Source organism: Methanobrevibacter sp. (genome assembly GCF_045126245.1).
In the GTDB taxonomy this organism is placed as follows: domain Archaea; phylum Methanobacteriota; class Methanobacteria; order Methanobacteriales; family Methanobacteriaceae; genus Methanocatella.
The window spans coordinates 1-12,103 of record NZ_JBGVOG010000133.1 but is presented as its reverse complement, the minus strand read 5'-3'; the positions used below and the strand labels follow the sequence as shown (position 1 = coordinate 12,103).

Below are 12,103 nucleotides of genomic sequence, written 5' to 3'. Positions count from 1 at the left end.
TTATGCCGTTCCGGAAGATGGAATAGAAATTTTTGTAGCATTCAAATCAGATTTAATTAAAGAGAATAATTCCGCAAAGAAATTCAGGGATACTTTCTATAATTTCCAAAAGAATTTTAACATTTATCCAAAAATAGCATTTGAATCATACACTAAACTTAAAGGATATGGGTTTAAGCCTCATGAGGATTTTTCCCTGGCGAAAATTGGTGAAAGTCGTGTAATGGCAGGTTTTACCGAAAGGGGAAATGTAACCCGTATTTTGATTTTTGGAGATGATGAAAGGTGATGGCATGAATCCGGATTTGGTGGATGAAATTGATTATATGATTGATATACTCACTAAATCAGGATTTTTTAATACCGATGAAATCCTCGAAATATTGGAAGATGAATTCATTGAGGAAGACGTTGATTTTTCTCAATTTAATTTTTCTTTAAATGAATTTAACAACGCTAATTTCAGCAGGCTTGAATCAGTTTTCAATTCTTTGGCCGGTGAAAACATTGTGGCTATCCATAATTGTGGCTATGATATTGAGGAGGGAGTTCAGGATGCTTTTGAATTATATGTTCATTTAAGGAACAACGATTTCAAACCAGATGGATTTTGCTTCTATACTTTTGAAGATATAGAAGAGGCAATCATTGATGGGAAGTTAAAGATTACCTTTGGAGATTTTGAAAATAATGAAGATAAGGCTTTAGAAATCGGCAAGACTGTTAGTAAATATTTGAAGCATGAAGATTTTTCAATTAATTGGGATGAAACTATTAACAACCAAATTGAGATTCTTTCATTTAATTGGGACAAATCTTATGACGATAAAAAGGAATTTGAAATTGAAGGAGCATATGATAACTTTGTAAAAGGGTGTTTGAATGAATGGGAGATCTCTTAAATTAATTCGTGAAGTGATGATTAATTCAGGTAAGTTGACTTCTATAGAAATATCTCAGGATTCCATATATTTGGAGTTTAAAGATGTTGAACTTGGAGTTCCTAAAGAAATTGAAGATTTTTCTCTTACAGTTCGTTTTGCACTTGATTCATTCATCACAATTTTTTACAATAACATTTGGGATATTGAATTTTTATCAAAATATGATTTTAAAAATCAACTCTTAAGTGAAGAGATATTTTTTGAAATTGAAGAGATAAAGTTTGTTGACTTTGAATATCTCAACACATTTTTCTATGATTTCAAAAAGGAAAAAAGCATTTCTGTTGTGGAAGATTTCAATATTCACAATATCAGAAATGACTTTTTCATGCTGATTAAAACAAAAGAGATAGCCATTGCCGTTGGAGGAAATCAGATGGATTTCTTTACCAAACATGAAAGATTGACTGATGCCTCTTTAAGGGACTTGTCAAACCAATGGATGCTGTACTTTTTGAGATATCATCTTAAGAGAAATCTGATTAAAGATCCAATGTGTGAAAACCATCCGTTGAAGTATCCTAAAAAATAATCTAACTATTTTTTTTATTTTGGTCTTGCTATCACTTCAATATAAGATATGTATTGGAAAAGTTTTTTAATTAGAAATTATAGAATATAAATGGAAAAAAATTTCCAATTTTCACATTTTATTGATATTTAAGGAGTTATTAAATGACTTGTAGTATTTTAGTTGGTGGAGCATGGGGTGATGAAGGTAAAGGAAAATGCATTACTTACCTTTGTGATTCTGATAAACCGGATATTATTGCTCGTGCAGGTGTCGGGCCGAATGCAGGACACTCCGTTGAGTTTAATGGAGAAAAATATGGTTTAAGATTGACTCCGTCCGGTTTTGTACATACTGATGCTAAGCTCATGATTGGTGCTGGTGTATTAGTTAATCCAGACGTATTGTTTAAAGAATTTGAAGACTTAAAAAAGTATAATGTAAAAGAAAGAATGTGTGTTGACCCAAGATGCGCAATAATCAATGAAGACCATTTAACAAGAGATAAAAGCTCAGAACATTTGGCTAAAAAAATTGGAAGTACAGGATCAGGTTGCGGACCGGCCAATTCCGACCGTGTAATGAGAACAATTGATTTGGCTCGTGATGTCCCTGAACTTGAAGAATACATTACAGATGTGTCTTTGGCTTGTAATGAAGCTATTGACAATGGTGAAGATGTTTTCATTGAAGGCTCACAAGGTTTTGCTCTTTCCCTTTATTATGGATCTTATCCTTTCGTAACAAGTAAAGATACTACAGCATCCACCTTCGCTGCAGATGTGGGTGTTGGACCAACTAAAGTTGATGAAGTCATAAATGTATTTAAGTCTTATATTTCCCGTGTTGGTGAAGGTCCGTTCCCAACAGAAATGACTCAGGAAGAAGCAGAAAGTAAAGGTCTTGAGGAATATGGTGTTGTAACCGGACGCCGCAGACGTATAGGCTACTTTGATATGGAACTTGCCAAAGAATCCTGCAGAATCAATGGTGCAACTCAAATAGCTTTAACCTGTGTTGACAGATTATTTGATTGTGCTCGTGTACAGGACTACAGCGAACTTTCAGGCGAAACCAAGGCATTCATTGAAGATATTCAAACTGAAACTGGAGTTCCTGTAACTATCATCTCAACAGGACCGGATTTAAAAGACACAATCGACTTAAGAAAAGAGTTATTATAGATAACTTCTTTTTTTACTCTTTTTTTTAATAACCCATTCATCAAAGTGTTTTTTCACTTTCAGGTAAAACTCTTCGCTTGTAAAGTCAAAATTAGTATTAAATGATTTATAAGCTAAATTACAATCTGTTTTTAAATTAAATCTAAAATCAGGGCATTTGTTAAAGAATTTTTCAAAACAGATTTTTGAATATTGGGGAAATGGCACTTCCTCAAAAGAAATCTTATTTAGAGTCATCTCCATGGCGCAAGACAGAACTGTTAATTGAATGGCTGATGCATAAGCGTCATAATACTCATTATAATCTAAATTTACATCAAAATAAATCATGAAGTTAATCATCACATGTGAAACCCAAATTAGGGAGTTTGGTTCAAATTTTTCTAGCTGCAAATCTGTGAATTTAAAAATTAAATCTTCTAAATTCTTGCCTTCATTATCTTCACAATATTTAACAAACTCTTTAAATGAATAATTTGACAAATATTTGATGTAAGCGTCTTTTATTGAATCATCACAGGAAAATTTGGAGATTTTTTTCAAATCTTTTCTATTTAATTTTTTTGGATAGGTAAACATGGAAATCTTTATTATTTATTTGTTAATGATGATTTAAAGTTCATCCAGTGAAAATGAACCTAAATCCAATAAATCGAATGTTAACATTTTTGGAGCAACGGTAACTTTACCTAATCCAGTAATGATTTTATAAGCTTCAATTGCCTGGAGACAACCTATCAAGTTTGGAGTTGGTCCTATAACAGGAGGGACTCCTGAAGTAACATTTTTCAAGGCATCGATTGTTTTTTCATTTAATTCCTTCCCAAGTGAAGGTAAATTAAACATTTCTTCATATGTTTTGTCGCTGTTTGGCAGAAATACAGTAATTTGGCCCATGGTTCCATGGATTGCACCATGGACATATGGAATTCTTTTTTCCTTTGCGGTTCTTGAGGCTATAACTCTAGTTAGGATATTATCAAGAGCGTCAATGACAATATTTGAGTTTCCAATGATTTTGTCAATGTTGCTTTGATCGACATGTTCGCAAAATGATGTAACTTTAACATAAGGGTTGATTGATTTAACTTTTTTTTCAGCAACTCTACTTTTATCATTTCCTAGGTCATTTATTGAAGCTAAAGTTTGCCTATTTAAATTGGACAGGTCAAAGGCATCTTCATCAACCAAAACAAGCTCGCCAACGCCCATTCTTGCAAGCATTTCAATTGTTTCTCCACCGATTCCACCACAGCCGATAACTGTGATTTTCGCATTTTTAAATTTTTCCTGTTCGCTTCTTGTTACTATGCTCATTTGACGGGAAGCAATTTCCCAGTATCCATCACTATTATCCATTGAGGACATATTTTCACCTAATTTCTTCTTAATTTTGGCAATATTTCAATAAATGCATTTAATGCGATTTCGCAAGTCTTAAAATCATGACCTTTAATCAGTCCATTTTCAAATATTTCAAAATTTTCAACTTCAATTTTTTCTTCATCTGCGAAGATGACTTCTTTGAGTTGCATTTTCGTATTTTCAAGGTTTATTGTAAACGGAAGTTGATATGAAAATGAACCTTTCCGGCAGTCAATTGCAATGTATTCGTCATCATTGATTTGCGATAAATTTAATGTTATTTTTTTAAATCCTCTGCTTTTTAATTCATCGTTGATGTAAATAAATTTATTGTCTTTGAATAATTCATTTAAGTTATCCGCCTCAATAATACCAAGTTCTCCAAAATCTCTGACCTTGACAATTTCACAATCTGTGTTTGCTAAAATGTAATCTTCACAATGGCCGATTTTCTCAATTTTTTTCGCGGTAATTTGTGTATTTGTGGGAATTCTGGTTGCAAGACATGTTGTTGATTTGGAATATGGAATGTTGTTGCTGTTTAAGTATTCATGTATTTCTTTTGAAGTCAGTTTCGCTTCAATAAAGGGGGTATTGAACTTATTTTTATATGTAATCAGTATTCCAGGTCTGTCAAGCACCAAATCGCTGATGTTATTTCCGTCGCAGATAAAGTCAAAACCGTTTTCAAGGGCAATTTCCTTAATTCTTGAATACATCTGTTTTCTGCAGTCATAACATCTTTTAGAATCATTTCTCAAGAATGATTCATCTTCATAAAAGTCAATTTCTGCTATTTCATGTTTTATTCCAAAGATGCGGGCAAGCTTTTCGGTATTCTCAACAAAACCAGTTGGCATTAGATGGTTATCGATAGTTACTGCTAATGTGTCCTCTGCTACTTTTGAAGATAAATAAGCTATCAATGTTGAGTCGGCTCCTCCTGAAAAGCCGATGGCCACTTTTTTGTCTTTTAAAATATCTTTGACAATATTTATTTTATTTTCTAAGTTCATTTTATTCCTTCGGATTTTTTAATTTACAATATAATATATGGTTTTTTAATATTAAGGTGTTGATGTGGATATTGTTTTTTATAGTAACCTTTAATAATTTTTCCAATATAATTAATAATAGGTGAAAACATGGATAATAAAATTATCGCAATTATTATAGCCGTTATTGTTATTTCGGTTGCTGGAGGATATTTCTTGTTGAACGGTTCTTCGGATACAGTAACAATAGGATATTTGCCTTCTGACCATGATGCTGCATTGTTTGTAGCTGACGCCCAAGGCAAATTTGCTGAAAATGGAATTAACACTAAATTAGTCCAGTTTAACAATGGTGGAGACTTGATGACTGCTATGGCTAGTGGTGAAGTCGATGTAGGTTATGTTGGAATCACTCCTGTATTGTCCGCTATCGAAAAGGGAGTTCCGGTTAAAGTTATTTCATCCGCCCAAACAGAAGGATCAGGAATTGTGGTATCACAAAGCTCCGGAATTAGTTCAGTATATGATTTGGCAGGAAAGAGGATAGCTACACCCGGTGAAGCTTCAATCCAGCACATGTTGCTTACATATTATCTAGAGCAAAATGGAATGTCAATTAGTGATGTTAAAGTTTCAGCCATGAAAGTTCCTTCAATGAATGATGCGCTTAAAACCAGTAAAATTGACGGTATGATTACATTTGAGCCTTATGTAACAATTGCTGAGGAGAATGGTGCAATGGTTTTGGTTGATTCTGCAGAAATCTTACCGAATCATCCATGCTGTGTAGTTGTGGCATCTGACAAGTTCATTGAAAACAATCCTAATGAAACTCAAAAGATATTGGAAATCCATAAGAATGCTACAGCTTTTATCAACAACAATACCGATGAGGCTGCAGGACTGTTGCCGGATAATATCGTAAATGATGTGGAAGTTGAGAAGAAAGCATTGTCCGGTTTCCCATTCATCTCCGGATTGGATGATGACTTTAAAAATGATGTGATTGACTTCATGAATCTTGAAGTGGATTTAGGTGTTTTAAAACAGCCGATTTCACCGGATAAAATCTTTTGGAAAGGTAGTTAATTAATTTTAACTACTTCATTTTTTTTTTCAAAACATTTATATATTAATAAATTATTACTTTAATTAGGGGATTCAAAATATAACAATTGTTAATAAAATATAGAGGTAATTTATTTATATTGTACTTGATAGAGTATTAATGTAAATAAGTTAACTTATATTTACGGTGATTATAAATGAATAAGAAGATTACATTTGTTTTAGTGTTAGCACTTACTGCATTTTTAGTGATGGGTGCAGCTAGTGCAGGATTCCTTGACTTTTTAGGCGGGGGAGATGACACTGTAAAGATTGGATATTTGCCTTCCGATCATGACGCAGCATTGTTTGTGGCTGATGCTCAAGGCAAATTTGCTGAAAAAAATATTACCACTGAACTTGTTCAATTTAACAATGGTGGAGACTTGATGACTGCTATGGCTAGTGGTGAAGTCGATGTTGGATATGTGGGTATTGCTCCGGTTTTATCTTCTGTTGAAAAAGGAGTTCCTGTAAAGGTTATTTCATCCGCTCAAACTGATGGTAGTGGAATTGTTGTAACTAAAGACTCTGGAATTACTTCTGCTGCAGATTTAAAAGGTAAAAACATTGCAACTCCTGGTGAAGCTTCAATCCAATATGTTTTACTTACATATTACTTGGATAAAAATGGATTATCAACTGATGATTTGAATATTTCAGCTATGAAAGTTCCATCCATGAACGATGCTTTAAAAACCAAACAGATTGATGGAATTATTACCTTCCAACCTTATGTAAGTATTGCAGCTAATAGTTCTGACAATGTTGTTTTAGCCGATTCAGCTACTATTTTACCAAACCACCCATGCTGTGTAGTTGTTGCATCTGATGACTTTATCAAAAACCATGAAGACACTGTAAAGGATATTATTTCTATTCATGAAAACGCAACCAAATTCATTAATGATAATATTAAATCAGGAAACTCTTCTGCAGTTGTAGAATTATTACCTGATGATATTGTTTCTGATGCTGATTTGGAAGCTAAATCATTAGAAAGTTTCCCATTCATTTCTGGTATTGATGATGGTTTCAAAGCAGATGTGGATGCATTCCAAAAACTTGAGGTTGATATTGGTATTTTAAAGAATGTTATACCTCATGACAAATTGTTCTGGGAAGCATAGTTAGTTAACTATGCTTTTTTTTAATTTTTTTCATATTCTTTTTTAATTATCTCCATTGACTCTTTTGTTTTGCCGTCTCCAATTCTTTGAATCATCCTATTGTTTTCAATGACTCTATCCATATACTCGGCTCTTTTTTCATCATCAACAATCTTATATCTTGAAAAATTAACAAGACATTCGATTATTCCTGACAGTCCACGATTGAATGCCTTAATGCTTTCATCTTTAATAACGATTTCTTGTATCTTACCTTTAATCATGAAAATGCTCTGGTCATTGTCGATAGGTGTGTTTTCAGGTTTCTGTTCATTGATGTCAACAACGTCAACAACAATATACGATCCGGCATCCTTCAGAATGGCAATCTCTTTATCATCGGTGTAATATTCCTCCGGAAGTTTGCCGATTGTTGATTTGGTAAAAATCATTGGGTCCTGGGTTATATTTACAACGTATCTTTTGGTTTTTTGAATGTTTTCCAGGGTTTTTGATCCTTCAAATATTCTGCATCCAATATTGTCCTCTCCGAAATACTTCAATCCGATTGCCGCGGAGTTCTTATTGCCTTTATCATCAATTGTTGTATAGATGCATTCGTATCTTGCATCTGTTCTTATTCCGATTTGTTCTAATTTTTCATTCATTTTATCATTTCCTTATGTGATGGGAATGCTTCAGCTATTTTGTTTAGATTTTCAAAAATGCCTATCAAGGAATCCAAACAATCTGCAATTTCTTCATTTTTAATTTCTTTTAGCGTTTCAATATATTGTGGAAATACGTTTTTTCCGTTTTCAAAGAATAAATAATAATCGTTGAATTGTATCTCATCCAGGTTCAAATCATTAATGATATCTGCGTATAATTCCTGAAAGTTTGCGGTTATTTCTTCAAAAGAGTCTCGTTTTGGGTTTTCCAATGCATTATTTAAACCTATAATGGAAATAGTGTATAATTCCAAATCAAGTTCACCATTCATAATATCACTTAATTAAATGGTTTTAAAAAGAAAAAAAAAGAGATAATTTCTCATTTGAGAAATTATAATTTGATTTTAATGTCGAGTGCACTTGAACCTTCTTCGTAAACGAAGATTGGGTTAATGTCCAACTCGGATATTTCTGGGAAGTCTAAAGTCAATCTAGCTACTCTTTTAATAGCTTCTTTAACTTCTTCAACATCGCAAGGTGCCTCTCCTCTGTATCCTGCAAGTAATTTGGATACTTTGGTGCTTTCTATTTGTTCTTCAATTTCTTGAGAACTTAAACCTTTTGCTAAGTTGAATGAAACGTCTTCAATAAGGTTTACATAGATTCCACCCATACCGAATGCAATCATAGGACCGAATTGTTTGTCTCTAATCATACCGACAATGACTTCTTCACCGGAATCCATCATTTTTTGAACTTCTACACCATCCGGAACAATGTCAGGGTGTGCAGCTTTAGCATTTGCAATGATTTCGTCATAAGTTGCTTTTGCTTCTTCAGCGCTGCTGATTCCAACTTTTACACCGCCAATGTCTGATTTGTGTAAGATTTTATCGGATGCAATTTTAAGAACAACCGGGAATTCCATTTCTTCCGCAAGTTCGGCAGCTTCATCAGCGGATGTTGATAATTTAATTGGCGCTGCGGAAATTCCGTAAGCTTCAGCTACGGCATATGCTTCGCTACCAAGTAATGTGTCTCTTCCATCAGCTTTAACTTTATCAAATATTGCTTTTACAGCATCTTTGTCAACATCAGTGATGTTGTCAACAACATCATCGTATTGTCTTTCAGGCAATTTTGCATATCTTGTCATTGCTTCAAGTGCGGTTACTGCAGTTTCTGGGAATACGTATGTTGGTACTCCGTTTGCTCTTAAAGCTTCGTTTGCAGCTTCAAATGATGGGCCACCCATATTTACAACAATAATAGGTTTGTCGAATTCTTTTCTTTCTTCCAAGATTGCTTGTGCAATTCCATCAGGATCGGCTGATGCGGTAGGACATACCATGATGATTAAACTGTCCACATCTTCATATCCTAAGACAATTTCCAGGGATTCTTTGTATCTGCTTACAGGCGCATCACCTAATACATCAATTGGGTTTTTGGCACTGCCTTCTTCGGTAACGCATTCTTTTAATTTTGCAGTGGTTTCTTCATCGAATTGAACAAGGTTTAAACCAGCTTTTTCCATTGCGTCTACGGTCAGAACTCCTCCCCCACCTGCATTTGTAATAATGGCTACATTATCACCTTTTGGAAGTGGCGCTTTGGAGAATGCCAAACCTAAATCAAATAATTCAGCCATGGTTTCCACACGCATGATTCCGGATTGTCTGAATGATGTGTCAAATGCCAAATCACTACCTGCTAAAGCTCCTGTGTGTGAGGATGCGGCAGCCGCTCCAGCACTACTTGAACCTGATTTAAGGATAATGATAGGTTTTTTAACTGCGGTTTCTCTCATGGTTCTTACAAAGTCTTCATCTTCGGAAATGGATTCAAGATAACAAATGATTACTGCAGTTTCATCATCTTCAGCCAAGTATTGTAACAATTCAATTTCACTTACTCCAGCTTTGTTACCTAAACTGATAACTTTACTGAATCCAATTCCGGAAGTTACGCTCCAATCAATAATAGCTACCATCATTGCTCCACTTTGTGAAATGAATGCAATGTTTCCTGTTGGTGGCATCATCTGTGAAAATGACCCGTTTAATGGTGTGTGTGAGTCGGTAATTCCTAAACTGTTTGGTCCGATAATGTTTATTCCATATTTTTCACCAAGTGCTGTTAGTTCGGCTTCTAGCTTAGCTCCTTCTTCACCAATTTCTTTAAATCCGGCGGTGATTACTACCATGTTTTTAACGCCTTTTTCTCCACATTCCTCAACGGCAGTGTTTACAAATAGGGAAGGGATTGTTATGATTGCCAAATCGACATTTCCAGGAATTTCAGTTATGTTTGCATAAGCTTTTTTTCCTAAAATCTCTCCTCCTTTTGGGTTTACTGGATATATTTCGCCTTCGAATCCATCATTGATAAGATTGTCCACAATGATGTATCCTACTTTTCCAGGGGTATTGGAAGCACCAATAACAGCCACGGATTCAGGTTTAAACATTTTATTGAGATCTATCATAAGTTTCTCTCCTTTGTAATTTATTGTTAACATTATACTAATTTATAATGATAAATAATTAACAATTATTATAATTATAATATAGGTAATTTTAATATTTAAATATATTGTTTAATTTTTGATTTAAAACTGTATAATTTTAAATATGCTACTTTATGTAATTGTATTAGTTATTTTTGAAATTTTTAATAACTTTTTTTAGGAAATGGGAATATTAAAGATTTATAATTACCATACTTTTTTGCCTTAAGTTTATAATATAGGATAATTATAATTATATATAATTAATAAACTTCTGATATTATAATTTTTTAATTATAATATATGGAATTAAGAGGAATAATATGAGCTTAATTATTGCTTACATTGGAAAAAACGGCTGTGTAATGGCTGCCGATAAAAGAAAAATTGGTTATTTCGGAGATAAAGAAAATTTAAAGATTTTAGAAGATGAATTGTATAATGGTGAAATTGACAGCGATGAAGACTTTTTGAAAAGAGCAGAAGAGTTAGACATTTCAGTAAAAATCACTGACGATGCAAGCAAATTGAAAATAGTTGGAAAATGTGTTAGGGGAGAAGTAAGTACAAAAGGAACCTTTGAAACTAGGCGCAGAAGAATTTATGGAACCACTAAAGGTTATCAATTAGTTGAACTATTGGGATCCGAGGTTACTTCACGGAGGGCTGGTGAAAGTGGAATAATTATCTTCGGTAATGTTTTCGCTAAAAAAATGGCTGAAAATTTAGTTTCGAAGAGATTTAAACCTTCATCTAGTTTAAAATCAAAAGGGGAAATCTTTGAACAGATTATAGAAGAAATTGCATCTATGACTCCTACAGTTGGAAAAAACTGTGATGTATTGAGACAAGACCCTCTTTTCAGTACTAATCAGGCTCAACAGCATTTAAACAGGACTATTGACCAGGATGTTAAGGTATTGTTTAAATTCAGGCAATCTTTAAAAGAGCAATTGATTCAACAAAGTCGGGAAATAGAAATGTCCAATAAAATCATTGATGAGGGTGATGTTGGTAAGGTTGTTTCTATAGATGGTAATATGGTATTTGTCCAATTAAACGATAAAACACAGGCAATGGATGAAAACTGGAAACAACTTGCAGGGCCGGGTCAAAATGTGATCATGTTCACTGAAAATGATAATATAAAACTAGGAGATAAAGTCATTATTAAAAATGAAGATTTATGTCTTAAAAAGGATAAATCTTCCCTTAAATGTGATGTAATTTTATGTTCATTATGATTGGGGGTTTAAATGAAGTTAACTTTTTTAGGTAGTGGTGGTGGAAGATTTTCCGCTATCTCTCAAAGAAGGATGACTGGAGGGTTCAGGATTGATAATATTAACGGAAAGAATTATCATGTTGACCCAGGACCAGGTGCCCTTATAAGAACTTATCAATTTGGTTTTGATCCTCGCAATTTAAGTGGAGTATTTGTTTCCCATGCCCACACTGACCATTATAATGATGCTGAAATTCTCATAGAAGCAATGACAAGGGGAATGACTAAACAGCATGGAACCATTTTCGGAAGCGAAAGCGTTTTAAAGGGTTTTGAAAAATGGGGGCCTTGCATTTCTTCTTATCATCAATCTAAATCTGATACAGTACTTTTAAAACCGGGTAAAGTTATTGATGTTGATGGCATAACAGTCAAAGGAACCAAAACTGTTCATGGAGACCCTGCGGGGGCTGGTTTTCA

At 33.7% G+C, this 12,103-nt stretch carries 13 protein-coding genes and 1 pseudogene; 8 read left to right on the top strand and 6 right to left on the bottom strand.

The features are described from left to right. The 4 genes and pseudogenes from ACJMLZ_RS09585 to ACJMLZ_RS09570 form a co-directional block, all read left to right on the top strand. A pseudogene (locus tag ACJMLZ_RS09585) lies at positions 1 to 289 on the top strand (hypothetical protein); the annotation flags it as partial. Then, on the top strand, positions 276 to 902 hold the full coding sequence (locus tag ACJMLZ_RS09580; protein WP_405305400.1) for a DUF6891 domain-containing protein: 627 nt from the start codon (positions 276 to 278) through the stop codon (positions 900 to 902). The pseudogene ACJMLZ_RS09585 and the gene ACJMLZ_RS09580, both read left to right, overlap by 14 nt. After that, entirely contained in the window at positions 883 to 1,476 is a 594-nt protein-coding gene (locus tag ACJMLZ_RS09575; RefSeq protein ID WP_405305399.1) for a hypothetical protein, read from the top strand. The genes ACJMLZ_RS09580 and ACJMLZ_RS09575 overlap by 20 nt, the downstream gene beginning before the upstream one ends. Positions 1,477 to 1,619: 143 nt before the next feature. Further along, positions 1,620 to 2,639, top strand: coding sequence for an adenylosuccinate synthetase (locus tag ACJMLZ_RS09570; protein WP_405305398.1), 1,020 nt, complete (start codon positions 1,620 to 1,622; stop codon positions 2,637 to 2,639). Here ACJMLZ_RS09570 and ACJMLZ_RS09565 read toward each other — a convergent pair. From ACJMLZ_RS09565 to ACJMLZ_RS09555, 3 genes are read right to left on the bottom strand one after another with little or no spacing between them, the layout of a single operon-like run. Beyond that, on the bottom strand, positions 2,634 to 3,218 hold the full coding sequence (locus ACJMLZ_RS09565; RefSeq protein ID WP_405305397.1) for a hypothetical protein: 585 nt from the start codon (positions 3,216 to 3,218) through the stop codon (positions 2,634 to 2,636). The two genes, ACJMLZ_RS09570 and ACJMLZ_RS09565, sit on opposite strands and share 6 nt — an antisense overlap. A 33-nt stretch (positions 3,219 to 3,251) precedes the next feature. Further along, the gene (locus ACJMLZ_RS09560; protein WP_405305396.1) at positions 3,252 to 4,007 is read right to left on the bottom strand and encodes a HesA/MoeB/ThiF family protein; all 756 of its coding nucleotides are present in this window, start codon (positions 4,005 to 4,007) and stop codon (positions 3,252 to 3,254) included. Between the two features lie 8 nt (positions 4,008 to 4,015). Beyond that, on the bottom strand, positions 4,016 to 5,020 hold the full coding sequence (locus ACJMLZ_RS09555; RefSeq protein WP_405305395.1) for a TIGR00268 family protein: 1,005 nt from the start codon (positions 5,018 to 5,020) through the stop codon (positions 4,016 to 4,018). 129 nt (positions 5,021 to 5,149) lie between these two features. Here ACJMLZ_RS09555 and ACJMLZ_RS09550 point away from each other — a divergent pair, with 129 nt between their 5' ends. Together ACJMLZ_RS09550 and ACJMLZ_RS09545 are read left to right on the top strand one after the other, a co-directional pair. After that, complete coding sequence (locus tag ACJMLZ_RS09550) at positions 5,150 to 6,088, top strand: ABC transporter substrate-binding protein (protein ID WP_405305394.1); 939 nt, start codon at positions 5,150 to 5,152, stop codon at positions 6,086 to 6,088. A 176-nt stretch (positions 6,089 to 6,264) separates the two neighbouring features. Further along, the gene (locus ACJMLZ_RS09545; protein WP_405305393.1) at positions 6,265 to 7,236 is read left to right on the top strand and encodes an ABC transporter substrate-binding protein; all 972 of its coding nucleotides are present in this window, start codon (positions 6,265 to 6,267) and stop codon (positions 7,234 to 7,236) included. Positions 7,237 to 7,256: 20 nt separating this feature from the next. Here the strand turns inward: ACJMLZ_RS09545 and ACJMLZ_RS09540 are convergent, their stop codons facing one another. The 3 genes from ACJMLZ_RS09540 to acs all read right to left on the bottom strand — a co-directional run bounded on the left by ACJMLZ_RS09540 (position 7,257) and on the right by acs (position 10,377). Then, positions 7,257 to 7,883 carry a DUF447 domain-containing protein gene (locus ACJMLZ_RS09540; protein WP_405305392.1) on the bottom strand — a complete coding sequence of 209 codons (627 nt, stop codon included), beginning with the start codon at positions 7,881 to 7,883 and terminating at the stop codon, positions 7,257 to 7,259. Further along, complete coding sequence (locus ACJMLZ_RS09535; RefSeq protein ID WP_405305391.1) at positions 7,880 to 8,218, bottom strand: hypothetical protein; 339 nt, start codon at positions 8,216 to 8,218, stop codon at positions 7,880 to 7,882. The genes ACJMLZ_RS09540 and ACJMLZ_RS09535 overlap by 4 nt, the downstream gene beginning before the upstream one ends. A gap of 62 nt (positions 8,219 to 8,280) precedes the next feature. Continuing rightward, positions 8,281 to 10,377, bottom strand: coding sequence for an acetate--CoA ligase alpha subunit (gene acs, locus ACJMLZ_RS09530; protein WP_405305390.1), 2,097 nt, complete (start codon positions 10,375 to 10,377; stop codon positions 8,281 to 8,283). A gap of 344 nt (positions 10,378 to 10,721) precedes the next feature. On the opposite strand from acs, the gene ACJMLZ_RS09525 reads away from it, so the two are divergent. Both ACJMLZ_RS09525 and ACJMLZ_RS09520 read left to right on the top strand, forming a co-directional pair. Then, positions 10,722 to 11,642 (top strand): DUF2121 domain-containing protein, encoded by a 921-nt coding sequence (locus ACJMLZ_RS09525; protein WP_405305389.1) that lies wholly within the window; start codon positions 10,722 to 10,724, stop codon positions 11,640 to 11,642. Positions 11,643 to 11,654: 12 nt separating this feature from the next. Then, a partial coding sequence (locus ACJMLZ_RS09520; RefSeq protein ID WP_405305388.1) for an MBL fold metallo-hydrolase occupies positions 11,655 to 12,103 on the top strand: 449 nt, incomplete at its 3' end.